The sequence below is a fragment of the Verrucosispora sp. ts21 genome (assembly GCF_002879555.1).
Classification (GTDB): Bacteria; Actinomycetota; Actinomycetes; order Mycobacteriales; family Micromonosporaceae; genus Micromonospora; species Micromonospora gifhornensis.
In genome coordinates this window covers 54,041-76,790 of the sequence record NZ_PNOZ01000023.1, presented here as the reverse complement: position 1 = coordinate 76,790, position 22,750 = coordinate 54,041, and the positions used below count along the sequence as shown (strand labels likewise).

At 66.5% G+C, this 22,750-nt stretch carries 21 protein-coding genes and 1 pseudogene; 16 read left to right on the top strand and 6 right to left on the bottom strand.

Going from position 1 to position 22,750, the window contains the following annotated elements:
• Positions 1–48: 48 nt before the first annotated feature.
• The 14 genes and pseudogenes from C1A38_RS30845 to C1A38_RS32595 all read left to right on the top strand — a co-directional run.
• Positions 49–231: a hypothetical protein gene (locus C1A38_RS30845; RefSeq protein WP_146017538.1), complete on the top strand. Its 183-nt coding sequence runs from the start codon at positions 49–51 to the stop codon at positions 229–231.
• Positions 228–515 (top strand): hypothetical protein, encoded by a 288-nt coding sequence (locus tag C1A38_RS12695; protein WP_102658026.1) that lies wholly within the window; start codon positions 228–230, stop codon positions 513–515. Before C1A38_RS30845 ends, C1A38_RS12695 begins: the two co-directional genes overlap by 4 nt.
• Before the next feature lie 67 nt (positions 516–582).
• Positions 583–1,728 (top strand): Clp protease N-terminal domain-containing protein, encoded by a 1,146-nt coding sequence (locus tag C1A38_RS30840; protein ID WP_146017541.1) that lies wholly within the window; start codon positions 583–585, stop codon positions 1,726–1,728.
• The gene (locus C1A38_RS32395; protein WP_146017537.1) at positions 1,725–2,201 is read left to right on the top strand and encodes an SUKH-3 domain-containing protein; all 477 of its coding nucleotides are present in this window, start codon (positions 1,725–1,727) and stop codon (positions 2,199–2,201) included. The genes C1A38_RS30840 and C1A38_RS32395 overlap by 4 nt, the downstream gene beginning before the upstream one ends.
• Before the next feature lie 188 nt (positions 2,202–2,389).
• A complete protein-coding gene (locus C1A38_RS12685) occupies positions 2,390–2,953 on the top strand; it encodes a hypothetical protein (protein ID WP_146017536.1) in 564 nt (187 codons plus the stop codon).
• Positions 2,954–3,147: 194 nt separating this feature from the next.
• Positions 3,148–3,633 carry an SUKH-4 family immunity protein gene (locus C1A38_RS12680; RefSeq protein WP_102658024.1) on the top strand — a complete coding sequence of 162 codons (486 nt, stop codon included), beginning with the start codon at positions 3,148–3,150 and terminating at the stop codon, positions 3,631–3,633.
• A gap of 525 nt (positions 3,634–4,158) precedes the next feature.
• A complete protein-coding gene (locus C1A38_RS12675) occupies positions 4,159–4,890 on the top strand; it encodes a hypothetical protein (protein WP_146017535.1) in 732 nt (243 codons plus the stop codon).
• Positions 4,891–5,190: 300 nt separating this feature from the next.
• Complete coding sequence (locus C1A38_RS12670) at positions 5,191–5,652, top strand: hypothetical protein (RefSeq protein WP_102658022.1); 462 nt, start codon at positions 5,191–5,193, stop codon at positions 5,650–5,652.
• Between the two features lie 72 nt (positions 5,653–5,724).
• On the top strand, positions 5,725–6,792 hold the full coding sequence (locus C1A38_RS30835) for a hypothetical protein (RefSeq protein WP_146017534.1): 1,068 nt from the start codon (positions 5,725–5,727) through the stop codon (positions 6,790–6,792).
• Between the two features lie 48 nt (positions 6,793–6,840).
• On the top strand, positions 6,841–7,476 hold the full coding sequence (locus tag C1A38_RS30830; RefSeq protein ID WP_146017533.1) for a hypothetical protein: 636 nt from the start codon (positions 6,841–6,843) through the stop codon (positions 7,474–7,476).
• On the top strand, positions 7,460–7,975 hold the full coding sequence (locus C1A38_RS12665) for a hypothetical protein (protein ID WP_146017532.1): 516 nt from the start codon (positions 7,460–7,462) through the stop codon (positions 7,973–7,975). Before C1A38_RS30830 ends, C1A38_RS12665 begins: the two co-directional genes overlap by 17 nt.
• Positions 7,976–8,134: 159 nt before the next feature.
• Positions 8,135–8,746 carry a hypothetical protein gene (locus C1A38_RS12660; protein WP_233196791.1) on the top strand — a complete coding sequence of 204 codons (612 nt, stop codon included), beginning with the start codon at positions 8,135–8,137 and terminating at the stop codon, positions 8,744–8,746.
• 350 nt (positions 8,747–9,096) lie between these two features.
• A complete protein-coding gene (locus C1A38_RS30825; protein WP_146017530.1) occupies positions 9,097–10,086 on the top strand; it encodes a hypothetical protein in 990 nt (329 codons plus the stop codon).
• 165 nt (positions 10,087–10,251) lie between these two features.
• Positions 10,252–10,428 (top strand): annotated as a pseudogene (locus C1A38_RS32595) (IS1634 family transposase); the annotation flags it as partial.
• 42 nt (positions 10,429–10,470) lie between these two features.
• Here C1A38_RS32595 and C1A38_RS12645 read toward each other — a convergent pair.
• Together C1A38_RS12645 and C1A38_RS12640 are read right to left on the bottom strand one after the other, a co-directional pair.
• Entirely contained in the window at positions 10,471–12,033 is a 1,563-nt protein-coding gene (locus C1A38_RS12645; protein ID WP_502696934.1) for an alpha/beta hydrolase, read from the bottom strand.
• A 54-nt stretch (positions 12,034–12,087) separates the two neighbouring features.
• The gene (locus C1A38_RS12640; RefSeq protein ID WP_102658050.1) at positions 12,088–13,200 is read right to left on the bottom strand and encodes an ATP-dependent DNA ligase; all 1,113 of its coding nucleotides are present in this window, start codon (positions 13,198–13,200) and stop codon (positions 12,088–12,090) included.
• Between the two features lie 135 nt (positions 13,201–13,335).
• Between C1A38_RS12640 and C1A38_RS12635 the strand changes: the two genes are divergently transcribed.
• On the top strand, positions 13,336–13,548 hold the full coding sequence (locus C1A38_RS12635) for a hypothetical protein (protein ID WP_102658017.1): 213 nt from the start codon (positions 13,336–13,338) through the stop codon (positions 13,546–13,548).
• Between the two features lie 52 nt (positions 13,549–13,600).
• Here the strand turns inward: C1A38_RS12635 and C1A38_RS12630 are convergent, their stop codons facing one another.
• A complete protein-coding gene (locus C1A38_RS12630; RefSeq protein WP_102658016.1) occupies positions 13,601–14,518 on the bottom strand; it encodes a DNA-3-methyladenine glycosylase family protein in 918 nt (305 codons plus the stop codon).
• Positions 14,519–15,038: 520 nt separating this feature from the next.
• Here C1A38_RS12630 and C1A38_RS12625 point away from each other — a divergent pair.
• Positions 15,039–16,778 (top strand): stealth family protein, encoded by a 1,740-nt coding sequence (locus C1A38_RS12625; RefSeq protein ID WP_233196790.1) that lies wholly within the window; start codon positions 15,039–15,041, stop codon positions 16,776–16,778.
• 64 nt (positions 16,779–16,842) lie between these two features.
• On the opposite strand, the gene C1A38_RS12620 is transcribed toward C1A38_RS12625, so the two are convergent.
• From C1A38_RS12620 to C1A38_RS12610, 3 genes are read right to left on the bottom strand one after another with little or no spacing between them, the layout of a single operon-like run.
• Positions 16,843–19,689 (bottom strand): stealth family protein, encoded by a 2,847-nt coding sequence (locus tag C1A38_RS12620; RefSeq protein ID WP_102658014.1) that lies wholly within the window; start codon positions 19,687–19,689, stop codon positions 16,843–16,845.
• A complete protein-coding gene (locus tag C1A38_RS12615) occupies positions 19,686–20,675 on the bottom strand; it encodes a hypothetical protein (RefSeq protein WP_146017529.1) in 990 nt (329 codons plus the stop codon). Before C1A38_RS12615 ends, C1A38_RS12620 begins: the two co-directional genes overlap by 4 nt.
• On the bottom strand, positions 20,672–22,306 hold the full coding sequence (locus C1A38_RS12610) for a stealth family protein (RefSeq protein ID WP_233196789.1): 1,635 nt from the start codon (positions 22,304–22,306) through the stop codon (positions 20,672–20,674). Before C1A38_RS12610 ends, C1A38_RS12615 begins: the two co-directional genes overlap by 4 nt.
• Between the last annotated feature and the right edge of the window lie 444 nt (positions 22,307–22,750).

The following is a 22,750-nucleotide window of genomic DNA, read 5'->3' as shown; positions in this document are numbered from 1 at the left end:
CGGGCGTACGCCGCCACCAGGTGGGGCCAGGGTCTGGAGACGGTCCTCGTGGCGTTGGGACAGTGGTATGCGACCGGCCCGGACCCGTACACCTGCGGTGGCATGACTCCCGACGCGACAGTCCTCGCCATGCGCACCATGGCGCCGCCCGTGCTCGCCGACCTGCCGCCGATCGCCCTTCACCTGTTCGACGCCCGCCGGTCCGACCACCGGTACACCGGTACCACTTGACCGCCGTCGACCGGACCCTCACCATCCAGGTCGGATTTGCCCGGCAGCCGGTGGCGACGGTGACCGCCGACTCGACAGTGTGGAGCGACGTCCTGTTCGGGGGGCTGCCGCTCGCCGACGCCGAACGCACCGGTGGCGTGCACGTCACCGGAGATCGTGACGCGATCGTGCGCGTCGTCGGGCTCTATCTCACCGGGCAGCGCCCGACGAGCGGGTATGGCAACCTCGGCATCGCGACGACGACAGGATGTGCCGATGAGCGCCGGGGAGTGCACGCCGGGTGAGCAGCTCGGCGATTCGCTGCTGCCCGGACGCTGCGCGAGGATGTAGCACCGAGGAGCGGAGGTGGCCATGCCCATCAGGATCGGTGGCGGAGCCTACTCGGTGCTTCGTCGGGCAGGGCGTGAGGCGGCGCGGCTGAAGAAGACGAGCATCGGCGTCGACGACGTGCTCTTCGGCCTGCTGGGGCGCTACCCGCCGCTGCGAACGGTGATCCCGCTTCGGTCGCATCCGCAGCCGCAGGGTGGCGAGAAGTCGTCTGACCCCGCTGACGACGTCGAATTGTCGGTGGAGTCGACGCTTGAGGTTGTTCGGGCAATGCGGGAAGCGTACTGGCGGTCCTTTGGTTGGCCCGGTCCGGCGCGCGACCGGTTCGCCGAGGCGGTCGGCTGGGACGCGGCTGCGGTGGCGGTGGTACGGCTCGCGGCTCATCTCGCGGTGCGGCGTCGAGCAGCGTACGTGGGCAGCCACCATCTGTTGGAGGCACTGTTGGAAGACCCGGGTCGGCGCGCCGACGAGTACCTTGCGCGCGACCGGATCGTGCCGGGTCAACTGGATGACGTGGTGGCTCAACTGTGGCCGAAGGGCGACCGGGAGCCGCCCCGGCCGGGGCTCGCCGGACCGTTACGGGAGATCGGGGTCCTCGTCCAGGAACCTGGCGGGAGAACTGGCCGGCTGAAGCGGCTCCTGGCTGCCTCGGTGGCCCGGCGGTTCGCGCAGACCACCCCGGCATTGGCCTGGCTGGAGTTGGAGGCGGTCGCCGAGACCGTCCGGCTTGGGCACGACCGCACCTCACCAGCGCATCTGATTATGGGGGCGCTCGTGTTCGAGGAGGAGATGCAGGCCGGGGAGATGCGGCCCGCCTCGCCGTCCGACGCCGCGAACGAGGTCCTGCTCGGCCGTTTCGGCGCAGTTCGGCAGGACGCCTACCTGCGGGCAGCAGAGATGGTGTGCGGTTCGGAGATCGCAGGGCCGCGCCGGAAGCGGTCATGGCAGACCGAACGGAACAACCCGCCATGGACGGCGGTGGCTGCCCGGATCGCCGAGCGGGCCCGGGAACTGAGTACCCTCGGCGCACGGATGCCGGCGGGAAACGCTCACCTCGTGTACGCCATCGTCACCGACGCAGATCCCGGCGGCCGGCAGTTGCTCGCCGATCTGGGCGTCGATCCCTCAGCCGTCCGCGACCTGGCCGCCGACCGCCTCGGCCTGACATGACGTCGAAGCGAGCGTGCCGGTCCAACGACCCGCCGGCCCACCCTGGTGCGTACCGGAGTCGCAGGTATGCGCGCAGCGCGTTGACCGCGGCACCCTCTTCCCCTGTCGCGCCATGTCTACCTGATGACTGGAGGTATCCAACGGTGGGGTTTCCGGCTTGGCTGGACGGCGCCAGCCCGTGTGTGCGGGCAGAGTTGAGACGCTGCGGGTGGAATCCAGATCGAGGCATCGGTGTCGACCACTGGATCGAAGAGATCGTGCGGGACGGGTTCGTCTTGCATGACCTTGCCGTGTCGATGTGGAGGTCTCTCGGCGGGCTTGAGCTGGTCAACCTTGACCGCTCGAATAGCATCTTGATCGATCCGACCGACGTTCAGGGGTATCTGACGGCACCCTTCGATGAATGGCCGAAGCGTTATGGGCAGCGTTTTTGCCCTCTCGGTGAATGGAACGTGGTGACAACGTGTTCATAGGGAGTGAGGGTCTGGTGCTGACGAGCTTGGGCTCGCTTTATCCGAAGGTTGTCGCGCGCACCCCGGCCGAAGCGCTGCATACATTTCTCTGCACGTAGGCCCAACGGCTGATTCTCCTTCTCCGGGATCACCATCCGTGGGCCCGTCTTCCGCAGGGGCCATCGAGCGACTCCCTATAGGCTGTGTGGGTGGTCGACGATTGGGCATCCGCTGCCAAGGAGTTGTCCGGCTTGTCTGCACGGCAGCGGGTGGCATTTGTTGCCGCCACGGTGCAGCGCGGGGCGCCGGCCTTCACGGATCTGATCCGCCGCCGGCGGGCAGACCATGAGTTCTTCGCCGAGACCGTTGGGTTCCTCTGGGCCGTGGCGGCGGGCGCGGAGGCCACGGCGATTCCGGCCCGCCGCGCGCGGCTCAACAAGTTCAAGGAGGTGCGCGCGAGACAGGAGGCCGACGACGAGCGGTTCTTCGCCGAGCAGGCAGTCTTCCTACTGGACTACGCGCTTGACACGGTCGAAGGCGATCGGGACGGGGTTACCAACACGATCAAGTGCGCCCTGCACATGATGGACGGCTTCGAGCAGGACCTCGGCGAGGACGACAACTACGACCGAGAACTCGGCGTCCAGGAGCGGGTCCTGCAGGAGTTGCGCCGTTCGGCGATCCTCTCTGCCGACGAGGTGTCGGAGTTGCGCTGCCAGGCGCTACTCGACGCCGAGTCGACCCGGGCCGCAGTGCGGCGTGTGTTGCGTTGACGCGGTGACTGGCCTCTGCCTGCGGCACCGATGAACGGTGTCGGCGGGGCACCGGTGGCAGGGCGGGTGGGTTATGTTCGCTACCCGGTCCGTTCGGTGCGGGAGGTCAGGCCGCTCGGCAGAGCCGGACGGGGCGACGAGGTAGGGACTACGTGGTGGGGTCATTTGAAGGCGCGTTGTCAGGACCGTCTCGGGTGTCGCTGGGGCAGGTGGCTCAGAGGCTTGCGAGCGAGCGGCTTGCTGGGACGCCACCGTTGATCCTCGCGCAGTTGCGTGCCTCCAGTCTCCCGGTCCCGGTCGATGGCATGTTTATCACCAACGAGGAACTTCTCCTCGACTTCCGGAACGCCAACGGCGCTGACTACCGTCTGTTGGGTCTCAGTGACTCGATCGGCGGAAGCCCGTACCTACTTTCGGCTGTCGGCTCGGTGGTGCTCCACGATGCGGAGGATAACCATCTGCGTTTCGTCAATTCGTCGCTGGATGCCTTTCTGTTCTTCGTGAAGCGTTGGGACTCGTTCGTTTCCCTGGATGCCGTAGATGAGGACGCCGGGATGAGGCTTGGCCGTAAGCTCAAAAAGGAGTTGAGGAAGCTCGACGGGAGCGCCTTCGTGGATGAAGACTCCTGGTGGGCATGCATATTTGAGGAAGTTGAATACGGCATTCTTGGGCCAGCTTGACCGGACAGTAGGTGGCAGAGGGGTGGGGACTGGTTGGTTAGAGAAGAGGTCTTGGCGTTCCGTCGAGTCGCGCCGCTGCCTTCAGAGGATGATGAATCCGAGGGGGCGGACGAGAGGCTGGAGGAGTGTCAACGGTTGCTGCTCGAGATTCAGGGTCCGGTCTCTGATGCCGAGGCCCAGATCCTCGCTGAATGTTTTGGAAAAGATAACTGTTTCGGGCTTTCCTGGACACTGCTTCACTTGGTGGAGACGGCACCCATGTGGGCAGTGAATTCGCCGCCAGCCGACGGTGCTAACCCATGGATTGAGTACCTGTGGATTCGATACCAGAACAGTTTGGCTGACCAAGGTTGCGACCAGTGCAATCGGGATGGATGAGCATCCCCCGGCCTGGTCGCCGGTGATGTTGATGACCAGGATCGGTGGGTGCCGTTGGCGTGGCCGGTGGGGTAGGGGTCCCCTGGGGGCCGGGCGGGACCCCAGCTGATCACAGAAACAGCCGCTGGTTGATGATCTTTTTATCCAGTGAAGAACGTCGACGGGGAAGAGATGGGTTTTGACGCTGCCCTCGCTGTGATGCTGGCGTCGGTTCCATGGACGAATCTGGGCCGTGCGGAGAACTATGGAGTTCCTGACACGGTACCCAAGCGGATCACCGAACTGGTGCGCGGAGCCACGCCTGAGATTCGTGAGGAAGCTGCTGGAGGGCTGTACTGCGCTGCAGCGAATCAGGGTGTGTTGGGTGAGGTCTCGCCGTTCGTCGCGAACATCCTGGTGCGGGTCTTGCGGCAGGGGCTCTGTGTGGACCGGGAGTCGGTCTACTACGTAATCCAGGCCATCCAGGAGTGTCGGGCGTGGCGGGTCCGTGACGATGACGTCGGCGAACGGATTCTTGCGGAGTCAAGGTCGGAAATCGAGGCCGGCTGGGACGCCTACCTGGTCGACCTGCATCGCCTCGACCTGGCGAGGTCCCCGTCGCTGTTGCTGTTGTTGGAGGACTTCGCGGCGAAGCGTCTGGAGGTTCTGGTCCACCTGTGGGCGGAGGTCAATCGTGCGGACGGGGACACCAAGGCTCAAGTGATGGAGGCGTACGCCGGTGCGTTGGAACACGCGCTGCAGCACACAGCGGATCCCGGGGAATGCTTCTGCGGTGACGGTTTTTGGCTGACTACGGCAGTGGTGAACCAGGCCGCACCTGAGCTGGTAGAAGTCCGCCGACCGCCCTGGGCGCCCATAGCGGACCTGCGGCAGGGCTGAGGTGATCACCTTCCCGTGCCTACTGCCCGACTTCGCTGGTCCCCTTCGCCGTGGATCCGCACTCTCCCCAAGCGGTGAGAGTGGGGCAACGAGCCGGGCACGATACAGGGAGTAAGAAGTGAACTTGTCGGGCTACGAGGAGGAGCTTCCGGAAGACCTCGACTGGAATGCAATCGTATTCGACGGCGCGCGACTGGTTGGGCGTATCGGCTTCTGCCTGCGTACTTCCAGGGCCAGTGCATCGATGACGAGGAGCTGCTTTCCGCAGTGTGGGGCGTCGGCCCTGAAGTAATCCGAAGAATGCAGGACGTTCTTACTGATCCGGCAGCGTGGCCGGTATTTGAGGTCGGCCTCAAGGGCGACGCCAAGATGGCCGTGGTGTACCGGAACATGCAGGACGACTTCGCCGTCGACTATCTGCTCTGCCCCGCGCCCGGCGCGCACTGCGTCAATATCGCTACGATTGGCGGTGGAAGCCTGGGGCCGGGGTTGTCCTGGCCTGAGATTAATGGCATTGCCCGCCGGTTCCCTGACGCCGCCGAACGGGCAGGCGCTCTGCTCTTGCTGGCTCCAATTCTGGGCGATGTCGAAGCTCCGGCGCAGAATGCGGTGAACGTAGTCGCCGAGGCGATTCGAACAGTGGGGGGCGTCGGTCCGGTCGATGAACTTGCGGAGATAATAGTGTCGGACAATCTGGAATGGGATCCAGCTGAATGGCGTGCCACGGAGTTGCGGATGGTTTCAGAGTTGCTGGCCGTATAGCTACGAGGCTACCCTTTTTGGCGCTGACTGGCGTGAAATAGCGAGAAAAGAACATTGCTGGGAGGACCTCGCGTGGAGATGGTCGACTACTCATCGTGGACAGTCGAGGCGATTATTGCGCCAGCTCTCAAGAGGGCGATGCATGAGGGGAGGACGTCTGTCGGATCAGTTGACCTGCTGCTTGAATACTGTCGAAGGATGGGGAGTGAATTACCCCTACTCGGGGCGGTCATAAGGGATGATCCGCTGTCAGGGGAGCGGGAGGTCGACAGAAGAAGTGAACCTGGAAATGTGCGTCCCCTTTCTGTTTATGCGGCACATGCCATCCTCCGCGAGGTTGCGCGCGAGGTGTTGGACTTCCGAGTTGGGCGGTCGGATGTCGTGATGCCGGCGTGGACGGCAGGGGTCGTGCAGGTCTTGGCTGATGCGCGATCAATGTCTGTAGACAAGGGCCTTCCGTGGGTTGGCGATCGCGAAGTGCTGATCGCGCTTCTCGTCAACGAGGGATCTGCCGCGAGTGCTCTTCTGGTGCGAAGTGGGACCGATCGTCACCAGCTGTTGGCGGAGGTTGAGCGGCTAAGCCCGTTCCGGGGAAAGCTGCCGTGGGCGCCGGCGGTGGATTCCTTGGAGGGTGCCGGAGTCCTGCGCATAAACATGGTGAGCCGCTTACTTATGTGGCCTGTGCGCGTAATTTCAAACAGGGTTGAGGGGCGTAGCTCTGGTCTGCTATCGACGCTGGAAGGGGAGTCCAGTCGGCAAGCTGTCCGCAGGGGTAGTGGTGACATTACGTTCGATCATGTCGTGTTCGCCGCAGTTTCGATTCGACAGCAGTTGGTGCTGAATGATATACCTGAGCCCGAGGGGTTGCGCGGTTCTGGTTCAATTCTTGAACGATATGGTCTCTTATCTGTCGACCTGAACCTTCGCATCGTCGATCGTGGTCTGCCCCCGTCTTGGGCGGAGCCGCTTCTCGTTCCCACCCGTCCGCCGGCCTTTATGCCCGAGGTGGCGATGGCGCTTGAAAACCTGCGTCGCCTGGCTTCGCTGGATTACAGTTACCCTCAGATTCTGGAGTCGCTGTTTGCGATGCCTCAGGTGAGGTCCTCGATCGCAGCGCTTACCGCCCACCGCCGGCAGTGAGGGCAGGGCGTGTTCACTTGGTCGTGCTGATCGAGTATGATCAAAAAAATGCAGCGAGACTGGGCGAAGGCCGGAGTTGCCTTCAGGTGGTCAGGCGACCAGGATCCCAAGCGAATATTGGTTCACGACAACGATGTGATCATGTATGACGCTTGGCAATCGGAGCTTGGCGAGTGGTCCCTGGGTGAACTGCCCGCGCTGAGGCGGCGGAGTGTGAACTACTATGTCACCTCGACTGAAACAGTGTATGCCAAGGCCGCCTACCTCCGAGACATGCCGCTGTCTGATACGGAAGCCCAGGTGCATAGACCCGACCTTCCATTTTGCCTTGCTGCTTGCGAGGTTATGCAGTGGACTGACTCGCACCCATCTGCAGGAGAGTTCGAACGCAGTCGAGCGGAATGTTGCGGCGAGGTGCAGGATGAAACTGGCATGACGGAGGTGTATCTGAGTCCGTTTGGACCGAAGGGGGGCGATAAGCGCGGCGTTCGTGTGGCTGCCGAGGGAGGTGCGACGCTCACGGTTGGGGAGCTTCTCTGGAAGGCGATGGCAATCCAATTTCCGCTACTGGCGTCCCGGAATCCTGTACGTGGTGTCGGGCTGTACCGACTAGGCCTGCAGGGCGGGATTCCTTCCTACTATCTGTGGGGAAGCCGGTCGCGGCTGGATGATCATGTCGGCTGAAGGGTTCAATGAGTTCGCCGGACGAACTTATGGTGACCTGCGTTTAGCGCATTTCTCCGTGGTCAACAACGCCATTGAAAGGCGTCCCTATGTCGCTCTTGTCGAGCGTGTCGGTGAGTTCTGCAACGTCCTGGATGGCGAGCACAACTCATGGCACGATGACGTGGCACTATGCGTCCTGCTGTCGCATCAGGACACTGCGGCAACTGTCTGGCTGTCCTACGTTGCCCCGTATGCTGTCATTATCGCCGGGCCGATTAAGTCGCCGGCTAGGCTGCTTCGTGATCAAGACTTCGTCTATTCCGGCTCGACGGCGAAGGGGTGGCTTGCGCAGGTCAGGTCGGTGCTGGAGTCGGCGGGGCTGTGGGTCCTTCCACCGTGGCTGCTTCGCCAGGAGATGGATTTTTACTCGGTCAATGATGGTCAGGTGCAGCGGATGCCGATGTTTCGAGTCTTCTTCACCGATCTCGAGGACCACTTCCCGTTCGAAGAGGATTGACGCCGGACAACGGCGCATGCTGGTCGAGCGGGTGAAGTTTAAGAAGTGACGAGGAGGCAGCCGGTGTGGCGAAAGCCCGAGTCCGAGTTCGTCCTGGATTCCCCGGGAGGGCTCTCTGCGCGTGCCCAACGTTTCCTGGCAGCCGAGGCGGTCCGGGTCGTGGAGGATCCGGGCCCTTCGGACGCGGAGCTCAGGGAGCGGATGGCGGAACTTTACGGCACGGTCGATGAGGATTTCCTGGTCCTGCTGAGGTCCGTGCAGCGGCGGTATCTCGGTCTCAGCTACGACAGCGGCTATTTCGACGGGAGTCGGGTGACCTATTCGCCAACCTTCGATCCTGAACCGGGCGATACCGACCTGGAAATCCTGTACGCAGTCAGCATGGAGGCCAATGTCGGCGCATCGCTGACTGACAAGGGGCAGGTGGAAGTCGGCTTCGACCAGTGGGGGTTGGTGGAGTTTGACAGTCTTGACAATGTCATCGAGAGTGACGCGCTGTTTGCCCTCAGTAAAAGATTCCAGGTCAGCGAGGTGTCTTTCCGGAACCTGGCGGCGGATGCGGTGCGGAGTTCGCTTGCGGCCGACTCTGAGCTTGGTCTCACTGAGGTGTCGGAGGCAGGTGGCAGGTACTCCCACTGGTTTGTCGGCGATAACGCTGCAGTGTTCTATCGCTCGTTGTGGTATGAGCTCAAATTTACCGATGCGCCCCTTATTGCCGTGTGGGGCACCGACGCATCGGTGGTTGCCAGGCTGGAACGGCTCATCACCTGAGAACGCCTCGTAAGACTTGTGAGGTTCGGAGATCGCAGGGCGGCGCCGGAAGCGGTCATGGCAGACCGAACGGAACAACCCGCCGTGGACGGCGGGGGCTGCCCGGATCGCCGACGCCGGCCCGCCCTGGTGCGTACCGGAACTGCAGGTATGCGCGCAGCGCGTTGACCACGGCACCCTCTTCCCTCTGGCGTGACATGGCTACGCAACTGCGGATAGGCGATCAAGGCAGCACACTCTGATCCAGCGACTGGCTGGTTTATGCGATTCTTGGGAGTCTGTGCGATAGCAAGACGTGCGGTGAAGATGGCAGTGGAGGTAGCGAGACGGTGGTACGGGAGGCAGGAGAGGTGACCCTGGTGCCGGCGACGGGTGCCGGGAAGCGTGTATGGCAGTATCTGATTCATCAAGATATGCAGCATATATTGCTCCTGATGGTCCACCCTGTCTCGGCACCCGAGCTGATCTACCAAGCATGGATTGTCGCGATGCGGCGAATGTTTGCCCAAGACGTCGATACCGAAGCGGCGCAAACCTTCGTTTCAGTCATCCTCACGAGGCAGAGGCGTACTCCGGTCGCGCCCGATGTCGTTAAGGCGCTCGTTGATCTGGCTATGGGGGAAGCCCATCCACTTGATCTTCGACGTCGTGATCGACTGCTGGTTCTACCTATTCTCGAAGAATCAGTTCGGACGGCGCGTCTGTCTGAACGGGATGTGGCGGAGTTGGTCAGGGCGGCGGAGAAGCGGCTGGATCGTTGGCGCCGGAAGGCTGAACGATCTCGGCGTGGGACGCGTGTAAGTGCTGCTACCAAAGGTGGCGGCAATGATGCGGGCATTCAACCGAGATCGGTGATTGGTCAGACGTTGAGGGCTATGGCCGTATATGACCGCGAGCGGGTGGCTGCGTTGCCGCGTGAGCAGTCGAACGACGCGATTGCTGCAGTGGTCAACGCTGCGTTTGAGATTGCAGTCAAGAAACGCTTTGATCGCGGTCGGACCATCGAAATGGTTGCCGGTTTTGCTGAAAGGGTAGTCACCGCTTCGCAAGATCCACTTTTGGACAGGTTGACTGCTGTTTCGATAACCGAGGGCGCGCTTGAGGAAGATCGCGCCGTATACAAAGAAGCTGATCTGGAACTTGCGATTCACGTCAGGGTGCTTGGGTTCGTGCAGGCCGTCGAGGATCTCGGGCTCTATGAACGCGAGATCGATGAGATCATTCATCGCGCCGAGCAAATGGCGGACGCGCAGGGCATCAACCTCGGTCGGGGCTCGCCCGGCCGTTGTGGGAGATCGGGGTCCTCGCCCAGGAACGCGACGGGAGAACAGGCCAGCTGAAGAGGGCCTTGACTGCATTGGCGAACCGGCTGTTCGCGGGGACCACACCGGCATTGAACTGGCTTGAGTTGGAGGCGGTCGCCGAGACGGTTCGGCTCGGGCACGACCGCACCTCGCCGACGTATCTGTTTCTGAGGCACTAATTGGTCCCCTACGCTCGGGTTCGTGGCGTGGATTCGGCGGGTACGGACGGCGTCGGGCGCGACGGCGGTGCAGATCGCCGAGTCGGTCGGCGTGCGTCGGCGGATCGTGGCTCATGCGGGCTCGGCGCATACCGAGGCCGAGATGGGGCTGCTGCTCTCACGGACACGCGACTTGCCTGCCGATCCCGGGCAGGGTGAGCCGACGCATGCGACCGTCGCCAGCCCGGCGAGAGCCGATGGGTCAGCGCGCTGGGCAGCGTTTCCCCTCGGCCGGCACGGTGAGGTCGATCAGGTACGCGTCGACGGCCTGGGTGATGCAGGCGGTCTGCGGGTACGCGGTGTGGCCTTCGCCTTCCCAGGTGAGCACCCGGCCCACGCCGAGCATCTCGGCCAGGGCCGGGGTCTGTTCGTACGGTGTGGCCGGGTCGCCGGTGGTGCCGACGATCAGGATCGGTGGGGCGCCGTCGGCGCGGCCGGTGGGGTAGGGGTCGCTGCCGCCTGGCCATTCGGTGCAGGAGATCAGGCCGGTGGCCAACGCCGGGCCGAACAGCGGGTACTGCGTGCGCCACTGGGACTGCAGTTGGCGGATGCGGTCGAGGTTGGGTCGTTCCTCCTCGTCGGCGCAGTTGATTGCCGTGTTGGCGTCGAAGAGGTTTGTGTAGTGGCCCTTGTCGTCGCGGTCGGCGTAGCTGTCGGCGAGGCGGAACACGCCCTGCGGGTTGCCGCCCTCCAGTTGGTCGATGGCGCGGGCCAGCTCCTGCCAGCCGCTCTCCGTGTAGAGCGAGGAGATGACCGCGTAGAAGACCCAGCCGGCGGTGGCTTCCCGGCCGTCGGCGGAACGGGCAGGTGACACCCGGGCCTTGTCGATGGCGGAGATGACGGCGGCGCGGGCGTCGGGCGCGATCGGGCAGCGGGCGGCGTTGGCCGCGCACCACCTGTGGAAGTTGTCGAAGGCCCGCTCGAAGCCCTTGGCCTGGCTCTCCGACCCTTCGATCAGGCCCTGTCGGGGGTCGATCGCGCCGTCGAGCACCAGCGCCCGCACCCGCTGCGGGAACAACTGGGCGTACGTGGCACCGAGCAGGGTGCCGTAGGAGTAGCCCAGGTAGGTGAGCTTGTCGTCGCCGATCGCCGCGCGGATCGCGTCCATGTCCCGGGCGGCCTGCTCGGTGCCGTACAGCGGGAGTTGGTCGCCGTATTTGTCGCCGCAGCCCTGGCCGATGCGGTTGGCCAGCGCCACGAGGTCGTCGAAGGACTCCTGGTTCTGCGGGTCGGGGTCGGAGCCGAAGACGGCGTCGAGGTCGGCGTCGGAGATGCATTCCACCGGGCTGGACCGGGCCACCCCGCGCGGGTCGAAGCCGACGATGTCGAAGCGTTCCATGATGCGGTCGGGCAGGCCGCCGTACTGCTCGCCGAAGGAGAGGTAGACGGCGGTGTCCACGCCCGAGCCGCCGGGACCACCGGGGTTGACCAGCAGGGAGCCGATGCGGTCGCGTTGCTTGTCGGAGCGGGCCCGGATCAGGGCGATCTCGAAGGTCTCGCCGGCGCCGGGACCTGTTGTGGCGCCACTGCCGCCGGCCCAGTCGCGGGGGACCTGGATGCGGGTGCATTCGTACCGGATGCCGGGTGCGCCCCGCCCGACCACCTCGTCGGCCACCTCCGGGCAGGCCTGCCAGGTCGGTGTCGTGCCCGGCGGGGCGGCCTCGCCCTCGACGTCGCTGCGCGGCGCGAGTGCCGGCAGCGTGCATCCGGCGGCGATCACCGCAGCGGACACCAGGCCGGCGAGGGTCAGCCGTCGGCGGCGGATCGGATCGGTAGTACGGGTCACGAGCGAGCCTCCGTGATCGGTGCGATCGTCAGGCTACGCGGAGCCGGTGCCGGACCCGACCGTCACCGTCGGATCGCCGCGCAGGACCTGGTCCACATCGAAGCGGACCGGCCGGTCCAACTGGTCGTACCGGCAGGAGAGCGGGTCACGGTCGGGCCGCCAACGGACGAACCGGGCGGTGTGCCGGAACCGGTCACCCTCCATCGCGTCGTACGCCACCTCGACCACCAGCTCCGGGCGCAGCGGCTCCCATTCCAGGTTCTTGGTGCCGGTCCACCGGCTGACCCCGCCCGGGATGCGTTGGCCGCGCTCGTGGTCGCCGTGCACCCACGGGTGATCGGCTCCGACCTCGCGGTAGGGGGCCAACTCCTCCAGCAGCTCGGCTCGGCGGGCCATGGTGAACGAGGCGCTCACCCCGATGTGGTGCAGCACCTGCGCGTCGTCGTAGAGCCCGAGCAGCAGCGAGCCGACCACCGGGCCGGACTTGTGCCAGCGGAACCCGGCGACCACCACGTCCGCGGTGCGGGCGTGCTTGACCTTGAACATGAGCCGCTTGCCCGGCTCGTACGGCAGGTCGGCGGGTTTGGCGATCAGCCCGTCCAGCCCGGCGCCCTCGAACACGTCGAACCAGCGACGGGCGGTCTCGGCGTCGGTGGTGATCTGGGTGACGTGCACCGGCGGGCGCACCTTTGCCAGGGCCTGCTCCAGCCGGGCGCGTCGGGTCGGGTAGGGCACGTCGAGCAGGCTCTCGCCGTCGAGGGCGAGCAGGTCGAAGGCGACGAAGTCGGCGGGCGTGGTCTCGGCGAGCAGCTTCACCCGGGAGGCGGCCGGGTGGATGCGCTGGGCCAGCAGCTCGAAGTCGAGCCGGGGCGCCGCGTCCGGGCTGTCGCGGCGGATCACGATCAGCTCACCGTCGACCGCGCAGCGCGCCGGCAACTGCCGTCGGGCCTGCTCGACCACCTCGGGGAAGTAGCGGGTCATCAGCTTGCCGCCCCGGCTGGCCAGCTCCACCTCGTCGCCGTCGCGGAAGATGATGCAGCGGAAACCGTCCCACTTGGGCTCGTAGGTCATTCCCGGCCCGGTGGGGATCGACGCGACGCTGCGGGCGAGCATCGGCTCCACCGGCGGGTTGATCGGCAGGTCCACGGCGACAGTCAACCAGACCCCACCGACAACGGTGAGGCAGATCACGGCTGGTCGGTGGGTGGCGTGTCCGTCGCTGAGTCGTCACCACTCGCCTGGGAAGTTCGCATAACCGCAGGTCAGAGCTACTTTCGCGGGGTGTCGGAGTGGGTGTGCGGGTGCTGCGGACGGTGGCGGGTCAGCGTCGAGCTGATCCGGGGCCGGCACGTCTACCGGCTGGTCCACCGCTATCCCCACCGCTTCGGCGGCGGCGACAACGTGCTCGGCGAGGTGGCCACGGTGGCCGAGTTGGCGGCGCTGCTGCGCCGGTGGAGCCCGGTGGATCTTGCCGACCTGCGCGAGGCCGCGTGATGCCCTGTCGGTCGCCCGGTCAGCGGTTCCCGAAGGTCAGCAGGAACGCAGGTCAGTAGCGGGCGAAGGAACGGATCGGCATCTGTGGGCCGAACCTCGGCGCATGGATGCCGGCGGCTTCCAGCAGCCGACAGACCCGGCCCCGATGCCCCCGGAACGGCTCCAGCAACTCCAGCATCCGGGCGTCGTCGGCGCGTGCCTCGCCGGCCAGGGCCCAGGCCACCGTGTTCGGTACGTGGTAGTCGCCGACGCTTACCGCGTCCGCGTCCCCGTACGCCACCCGGACGACCTCGGCGGCCGTCCACGGACCGATCCCGTTGATCGTCAACAGGGCGCGGGTGGCCGTCGACGAGTCCGCACTGCGTTCAAGCCGGTCCGCGACCGCGGCGGCGCGGCGCAGTGTCTCGGCGCGGCGCTGCTCCACGCCGAACGGATGGAAAACCCAGTAGGGGGCGGCTGCCACGGCTGCCGGCTCGGGGGGCAGCAGCAGCGACACCGGGCCCGGCGCCGGCTCGGCGAAGTGGCGGACGGTGGCCGCGTACGCCCGGTATGCCTCCTTGCCGGTGACCTTCTGTTCGAAGACGGCCCGGAGCACCCGGGGGAAGATCAGCCCGGTGGCGGGCAGCCGCAAGCCGGCGTGCTGGGCCGCGAGTCGGGCCACCACCGGATGTGACCGGGCCAGGTCGGCGAAGCCGGTGAGGTCGTCGCACAGCCCGGCGATCGCGTCGGCGTGCTCGACCATCCAGCCGGCACCTGGCCCGTACCCGTCGGCGCGCAGTTCGCCGCCGCTGCTCTGCAGGGCCAGGGTGGCGGGTCCGATCGGCGTACGAGCGGCCCACCAGAGGGTGTCGCTGGTGATCCGTGCGCAGGGATCGTACGGGCTGAAGGTGAGTGGCCGGATCGATGCGACCAGCCGGTAGTCGGGTGGCGGGCGCAGCGTCCGGCTCGCGGTGGGCGCGGTCCCGGTCACGACCCCACTGTGCCACCTCGGTGGGCGCCTGAGCAGTGCGGGGCCAGGCACGTTTCGGGTCCACGGACGGTGCCGATGAGCCGTACGTTCACCTCCTGGCCACCTGATCGGCCAGGATTCTTCGGTCAAATGCGCGCATATGCCGATGTAGCTGGCGTCACAATCCGACACGACGGTAATGGCAAGGTTTGATCACTATCTCGTTAGCCAACTGCGCTGTTATGGTCCGACCTGCGCGGTGACCGTCCGGCCTGCAACGACGCCGGTACATGGCCCGGTGACGGACGGTCGGTCATCCGACAGGGGCCGGACCGCGCACCACGGGGACTTGCGCAGGAGGTAACGGAATGACTGCCGTAGCGGTTGTTCAACCAGGACGGCCAACGGCCGTCGCTTCGCCGCACGAGCCTCAGCACTGACGTGGTCGCCGAAAGGTGACCCGTCGGACCTCGACGATCTGATGATTGCGCTGCGCGTCTACCGCCTTCTTCCGCCTGCTGTCCGGCGCCACCTGCTCCGGTTGCTCCCCGAGCATCAGCGGCTCGCCATGGTGCGTACCCTCACCCGCCCTCGCGGCGGGGAGACGGTGCACCCTGTCGGCGCCCGGGTGACCGTTTCCGACGACGGGGTCCGCACCGAGGCCGAGGTCGTCGCGGCGGCCACGCCGCTGCAGATGTGGCACCGCAACCTGACCGCCGTCACCTCCAGCCTGGAGTCCGCAGGCATCGAATACCACTGCGTACGCAACGACGACTACCTGCGGAGCACGGTGGCGGTCCTTGACGACAAGCGTGACGCGCTACGGCGGCTGGTCCGCTCCGCGCCCGAGTTGTCGGGCGCACACGTGCGGATCGTCGAGGTACGGCCCGAACGCCACCAGCCGGACCGGGCACCGACCGAAGTGATCCAGGTGTGGTTCCCGGTGACCGACGCCCGGGCGGGCGTGGTGCTGGGCGCGCAGTTCGCCTGCGAGATCGAGCTGTGGACCCGGGCCGGCGACGTGGTCCGGGCACCCCGGCACAACGCGGTGATCGACGAGGCTCCGGCCCGCGCCGAACCGGTACGGGTCGCCGCCGCACTGCTCAGCCACTTCGTACCCGAGGCCGACGACCACACCTACGGCACCCGTCGTGACCTGGCCGTACGCGCACCGGACCGGGTGGGCTTCCCGATCGACGCGGTCTACACCTGGGTCGACGGCTCGGACCCGGAATGGCGCGAACGCAAGCAGGCAGCGATGGGGACGCCCGGTGGTCCGCTGCACGCGATCGCCGCCAACACCTCGCGCTACCACAACCGGGACGAGCTGCGGTACTCGATGCGTTCGCTGCACAGCTTCGCGCCCTGGCTGAGGAAGATCTTCGTGGTCACCGACAGCCAGTTGCCGAGTTGGCTCGACCCGACCCACCCGATGATCACCGTCGTTTCGCACGCCGAACTGTTCGCCGACATCGGTGGCCTGTCGTCGTTCAACTCGCACGCCATCGAGTCCCGACTGCACCGCATCGAGGGCCTGGCCGAGCACTTTCTCTACCTCAACGACGACGTCTTCCTGGGCCGGCCGCTGCTCCCGACGCACTTCTTCCACGCCAACGGCATCGCGAAGTTCTTCCTCTCCCCGGCACAGTTCGGGCTCGGCGAGGCGAGACCCAGCGACCCGCCGGTCAACGCCGCCGGGAAGAACAACCGCCGGCACATCCAGCGCCAGTTCGGCGTGACCATCACGCAGAAGATGAAGCACACCCCGTTCGCCCTGCGGCGCAGCATCATGCACCAGATCGAGGCGATGCTGCCGGCGGACGTGCTCGCCACGGCCCGGCACCGGTTCCGCCACCACGAAGACCTGTCGATCCCGTCGTCGTTGCACCAGTACTGGGCTTATCTGACCGCACAGGCGGTCCCCGGACACATCGAGTACGAGTACACCGACCTCGGCCACCCGTCGACGCCCGCGCGCCTGGCCGAGCTGCTGGCCCACCGCAACCGCGACGTGTTCTGCCTCAACGACACCGACTCGGATCCGCGCGCCTTCGAGGAGCAGGAGCGGATGCTTGCCGACTTCCTGCCCCGCTACCTGCCGTTCCCCGCACCGTTCGAGCTGCCCGACGACGAGGTGGCCGAGCGCCGCAAGCTGGGCGCCACCGCCCTGTGGCGCGACGCGCAGCGGCCCGTGCCGGGCACGCCTCGGGCCCCACAGGTCGACGCACCGACCCTGCCGAACAGCAGGCGCAGTTCGTTGGGCGATTTCCAGGTTTCCTGACCAGATTGAACAGCTGCCCTGGGCGGAAGCCCATGGCAGCTGTCCGATCTGTCGGTACGCCCCGCTACGCGTATCGGTGAGCGCGGTTGCGCGTACTGCCTCGCTCGAACTGGCTGGCCACCGGGAAGTAGCTCTCCAGGAAACCGGCGACGATGCGATTCTGCTCCGCCTCGTCGAGTTGACCGTGGTGGGTGTCGTTGAGGCAGAACGCGTCGTAGCCTCGGGTGATGAGGATCTGGGTCAGCTGCGGGTGCTCGCTCGGATCGCCGGTGTTGACGTAGCTGACCCGGATGCCGCCCTGCACCGAACGTCCGGTGAGATACCCGTAGTAGTGGTGCAACGAGGAGGCGACCGAGACGTCGGCGTGGTCACGTAGCCGGCTCGCCGCAGTCCGGTCGATCTCGCTGGCGAAGGCCTTGCCGAGGTCGTACGCCACACTCCGACGCATCGCGTACGGCGCGTGCAGGAGGCCGTGGGTGAGGGTGGCGTCGAACGCCTGCCGGATGAGTCGCCGGTTGTTCTTCGCCGCGCTGAAGTTGAAGTCGTCGTCCGCGCTGACCTCCAGCATGGGAATGGAGGTCGGGGAGAGGAAGAACTGCGACAGGCCGTTGCTGCGGAAGAACAGCGTCGGCCCGACCGGGCGTCCCAGGAAGAAGTCGTCGTTGAAGTAGAGGAAGTGCTCCGCCAGGCCGTCGATGTGATGCAGCTGCGATTCGATGGCGTGCGAATTGAACGTCGGTAGCGCACCTCGGGAGCCGAAGAGATCCCGGTGGTCCACCACGGTGACGCGCGGATGGTCGGTGTCCAGCCATGCCGGGCTCTGCCCCGCGGTGACCAGGTAGATGTTGCGTACCCAGGGCGCGTACATGTCGATGGATCGCAACGAGTAGCGAAGCTCCTCGCGGTCGCGGAACCGGGCGGTGCTCTCCGCCGCCTCGACAGGTGCCCGCCCCAGGCTCGCCAGGAGGCTGTTCTTGTCGGCCACCCAGGCCGGATCCGACCCGTCGACCCAGGTGTAGACCACGTCGACGGGGAAGTCCACCTCGGAGACGAGCCGTTCGGTGAAAGGCTTGATGGTGGGGTGCTGCCGATCCCGGACGGTGAGGATGGCCGGTGCCATCGCCGCCACCGGCACGGAGTTGCCGAGCAGGGTGCGGCGGGTCGCGATCAGAGCGTCGCCCTCCGGGGAAGGCACCCAGAACTCGACATCACAGCCGAGCGCGGGACCGTAACGCAAGGTCCGCGACGTGGAGACGACCGGTCGGAACACCCGCAGTCCCTGCGCGTCGGCGGCGCGCGGCTCGGTGGCCAGGCACGCTGCCAGCGTCACCCCGGTCACCTTGGCACCGGCCGTCAGGGTCTCGACGTAGTACGGGGCCTTGGCGAAGGCGGCGGCCAACGCCGTCAGCGTCGCCTCCCGCTGCTCCAGCGCGACGACAACCCGGTGCCGTACGCCCGGATCGCGGGCGACCCAGTACGAGATGCCGGACCGCTCCAGCACGTCGACCACGGCGGTGAAGTTGGCGTACGCGGCATCGGCGGGAACCAGGTCGTCGGCCACGACACTGAGCCGTCCGCCGCTGCGCACCAGTCCGGGTACCGCCTCGTCGACCTGCTGCTCCAGCGACTCCAGGTCAGGGCCGGTGGCGACATGGGAGGGCCGGGGTGCAGCAGGCGCGAAGCCGGACCCGCCCGCCCGTGCCAGCCAGGTCGCGAGCCGGTCGGCGCGAAGCTGTTCGGTGTCGGCGTGCTCGGCAACGAGTTCGGCGTACAGGTTCTCCCACCGCTGCATGATCGGCCCGATACGGTACCGCTCGGCAGCGACCAGAGCGTTCGCGCCGAAGCTACGCCGCAACTCGTCGTCGCCGACGAGCCGGATCAGCGCCTGGGCGAGTTGGTCCTCGTCGCCGGAACTGACCAGCAGACCGTCCACGCCGTGCGTGATGATCTCGGCCGGGCCGGTCTGGATGTCGTAGCTCACCGCGGGTACACCTGCAGCGAACGCCTCCAGCAACACCAGGGGCAGGGCTTCGCCGTCCCGCGAGGAGAGCAGGGCGACACTGGCCTTCGACCACTCCTCGGTCATACGGTCGGTCGCGCCGAGGACCTGCACGTTGTCGTGCAGACCAAGGTCAGAGGCGAGGCGACGCATCTCCGGCAGCAGCGGGCCGTCACCGTAGACCCGCAAGGTCCAGTCCGGATGGGCGGCGGCCACCTTGCCGAAGGCGCGGATGGCATGGTCGATCCGCTTCTCCGGCACCATCCGCCCGGCGATGGCAACGACCGGATTGCGCAGGTCGGAGCGGGGTCGGTAGCCGTCCGGAATGCTGTTGGGGATGACTTCCAGCCGCGGGCAGGACGTGCCAAAAGTGTCGACGAACCAGTCCCGCGTCCGATCGGTCAACACGACGAGGGCGTCCAACCGGGGGGACATCTGGAACAGCGGTTGGCCCGTCCCGCCACGTAGCTGCGAGGGCCGGTGTTCCTGGTGCACGGTCACCACCCCGGGGGGTGCCAGCGTGGTCGCCAGCGACATCAGGGCGGGTGACGACGAGACCAGTACGTCGGTGTCGAGCGAACGCAGCGCCCGCTCGACCTCCAGGTCGGCCAGCCGGTTGAACTGCCTCTCCCAGGGCTTCGGGATCAGTCGGCTGGCGCTGTTCGCCAACGCCACGTAGCTGGCGTCGTCGACCGAGGTGGCCCGCTGGGGGCGGGGAGTGGGCCCGGTCAGGTCGACCAGGTAACGGCGGCGCACCCGCTCGTCGATGGCGAAGAAGCTGGTGTCGCTGGTGCGGAAGACGCTTATCACTTCGACGTCGTGTCGTCGCGCCAGGTAGTCGGCCTGGGTCAGGATGGCCCGTTCGGTTCCGCCAAGGGCGTCGGCTGTGTTGAGCAGGAAGGTGATCTTCATGTCGGTGCCCCCGTGAAGTGCAGACAGGCGACGGCAAGATTGCCGGCCTTGGTGTAGTAGGGCCGGTATCCCACGAAGTGCCGGTCGCCGACCACCACGGTGGTCCGGCTGACCCGCAGGACCGTGCGCGGATCACGGAGGTCGTGGAGGAACCGGCCGAGACGGATCATGCGCGTGGGGGAGGTGCGTACCCACGCCTCCCAGATCACCTCGGTGCCCGGCGGACCGGAGGCCAACTCGGCCAGGGGCACGACGAACTCGAACCGGCCGTCGACCGGGTCGATCGGGATGACCAGGTCTGCGCCACCGGCGCGCGGAGTGAAGACCACGACCGGGTCCTCCAGCGAGCGGACGCCGAGCAGGCGAGCCTGGATTCGCGCCTCGGTGCGTCCCGTTGCCAGCTGGATCACCTCGGCACGGGCCTTGGCCCCCGTGACCGTTAGTTGGGCCAGCCCGTGCGGGCCGAGGCCGGGTTCGTACCGCCAGCCGGAGATCGGGTGCGGCGGCGCCGGCACCGTCGGTCCGTCGTGCTCCGGCGACTCGCCGGCGCGCAACGCGAACTGCTGTTCACCGGCCTCGCCGGATACCGCGAGCGCCAGCGACCAGACACCCTTGGCGAGCGAGATGTCGTCGTTGCCCGTCCCGAAGGCGGCCTGCACCCGTACCCCGAAGGCGTCGCCTTCCGCCTCGACCGTTGCCGGGCACTCCACGACCTGCGCACCCTGTAGGAAGACCAGGGTGGCCCGGCTCGGAGCGGGCACCGCGGCACTGGGCAGCAGCGCGTGCAGGTGCAGCGTGCGTCCGTCGAGTACCGCGAAGAAGTCGCAGTCGACCTTGGGTAGCTCGGCGACGGGATCCCGGCGCAGCTGGTTGGTGCGGCGGGCGAGACGATCCGCGACCAGACCGGCGCGCCGCCGGGCGCCGTACACCACCTGGAGCAGTCGCAGTGGCGGCTGTGTCGACCTGCGACGTTCGCTCGGGCTCATCCGACCGGCTCGCGATCGTCGATCGCACCGTCGACCTGGCCTTCGCGAGACGGCCGGGCGGCGGGCGTGGCGTGGCCAGGCAGGCTCGCCGAGGCGAGCGCCGTCGCGGTGTGTCGTGCCCGCTCCGCTTCGACGTCGGCGGGAAGCTCGAACGGGGCGCGGAACGGGAAGTACGCCGTGAGGAACTCGGTGAGCATCGCGTGCTGTTCGGGAATTGACACCTCGGCCGACTCGGTGTCGTTCAGGCAGAAGGCGTCCCGATCACGCCGGGCAAGGAGCTGCGCCAACTGCACCGGCGTGGCGGGATGGGCCAGGTCGGCGTAGGTGTAGGCGATGGTCGCGGGAGTCGCCTTGCCGGAGAAGTACGACCAGTAGTGCTGCAGGGACGACGGGATCGACAGGTCGGCCGGGTGCCGGAACTGATGGTCGGCGGTACCCAGCACCTCGTCGGTGAGCTGTCGCTCGATGTCTTCCAGCACGCTCTTGCGCAGGGCGTACGGCACATGGCGCATCTTCTGCGTGATCGTGCGTCCGAACCGGTCCTGGATGTGCCGCCGGTTGTTCTTCCCGGCGGCGGTGACCGGGGCGTCGTAGATCGTCGCCGGGCCGACGTCGAGTTGAGCCGGCGAGGGGAAGAACTTGGCGATCCCGTTGGCGTGGAAGAACTTGGTCGGCAACAGCGGCCGCCCGAAGAACATGTCGTCGTTGACGTAGATGAAGTGCTCGCTGAGGCCCTCGATGCGGTGCAGCCGGGACTCGATGGCATGTGAATTGAAGGTGGGTAGCTGGCCGGTGTCCCGGAAGATGTCGCGGTGCCGGACAACCCTGATCATCGGATGGTCGACGTCCAGCCACGGTGGAATCTGATCGTCCGTGACGAGATAGATCATCCGGATCCAGGGCAGGTAGCTCACCAGGGAGCGCAACGAGTAACGCAGTTCATCCCGGCTGACGTATCGGGACGGATCGAGCGCGACCTCGTTGATCTCGGCTCCCGCCTGTTGCCGCAGCGCCCGGTTCTTGCGCTCCAGCCAGTCGGTGTCATTGCCGTCCACCCAGGTGTAGACGGCATCGATCGGGAAGGTGACGTGTTCGTAACCCAGCCCTGCAAACTCCGCCCGGCTGCGGTATCGGCCCGGCTCGCCCCGGTCGGGGGCGAACCGGGTCAGCCGGGAGGCCGGTACGGTGACCGGCTCGCCCTGCGCGGGCAGGGTTGCGGCCACCTGGTTGCTGCGCGGTGCGACGATCTCTGCGGTTGGCCGGTCGCTCGGCGTCACGAGCTGCCAGAACTCGACCTCCGACGCGAAGCGACTGCCGATGATCGTGGTGCTGCCGGGGTCCGACACGCAGTGGAAAACCTGAACGATGGCGTCCCGCTCGCTTGGACTGACCTGCTTGCCCTGTGCGTTGACCACGCTCACCGTGATCTGCGGCTGCCCGGTCAGCTCCTGCAGCGCCCGGAGCGTCTCGCCCTTGCGAGCAAGGGGCACGGCGACCGCGCTGCGCAGGTCGTCGGCGTGACGGACGCAGAAGTAGTCGATCCCCGCCTTGTCCAGGGTCTGGGTCACGAGGTCGAGGTTGCGCTGCCAGAGTGCCAGCGGCGTGGCCTGCTCGACCACCTCGGCTCCCACTCGACGACCGCCGTCGTTGACCTGGTGCACTCGGCCGACGGGGGTGTGGGTCTGACGTGGCGCCAGCCGGGTCAGTCGGCGTACGAGCCAGAGTTGCCGTTGCGGCGGAAGGGCTTGGACGAGCCGGAGTCGATAACGCTTAGGTACTACCCGGTGGATGCGTAGTGCCATCGTCATCGCCTCGCTTCGACGGTGGCCGAACTACGCGGAACGCGATGCCAGAGAAGGTCAGCAGACAAGCCGAGATCCCATGTGTTGTCGCCCCGGGCCAGGCCGGGAGCCCCCGATAAGTTGTCGACTCACCGTGATGGGCGTCAGGCTCGGCGCACCGTGGCCGGACGCCCCGGCGCGCGACGTGTGGCAATGTACCAGTCAGCCGGTTCGTGCGGATACTTGCCGTTCGGTCACCGGCCATCAACTGTTCGGCTTCTTTCACATAGCCGT

Excerpts from the sequence above, each read along its gene's own strand:
- C1A38_RS12670 (WP_102658022.1), top strand. The coding sequence starts at position 5,191 with ATGCAGGACGTTCTTACTGATCCGGCAGCGTGGCCGGTATTTGAGGTC.
- C1A38_RS12615 (WP_146017529.1), bottom strand. The coding sequence starts at position 20,675 with ATGAGCCCGAGCGAACGTCGCAGGTCGACACAGCCGCCACTGCGACTG.
- C1A38_RS32395 (WP_146017537.1), top strand. The coding sequence starts at position 1,725 with ATGACGTCGAAGCGAGCGTGCCGGTCCAACGACCCGCCGGCCCACCCT.
- C1A38_RS30840 (WP_146017541.1), top strand. The coding sequence starts at position 583 with ATGCCCATCAGGATCGGTGGCGGAGCCTACTCGGTGCTTCGTCGGGCA.
- C1A38_RS12620 (WP_102658014.1), bottom strand. The coding sequence starts at position 19,689 with ATGAAGATCACCTTCCTGCTCAACACAGCCGACGCCCTTGGCGGAACC.
- C1A38_RS30830 (WP_146017533.1), top strand. The coding sequence starts at position 6,841 with ATGCAGCGAGACTGGGCGAAGGCCGGAGTTGCCTTCAGGTGGTCAGGC.
- C1A38_RS12665 (WP_146017532.1), top strand. The coding sequence starts at position 7,460 with ATGATCATGTCGGCTGAAGGGTTCAATGAGTTCGCCGGACGAACTTAT.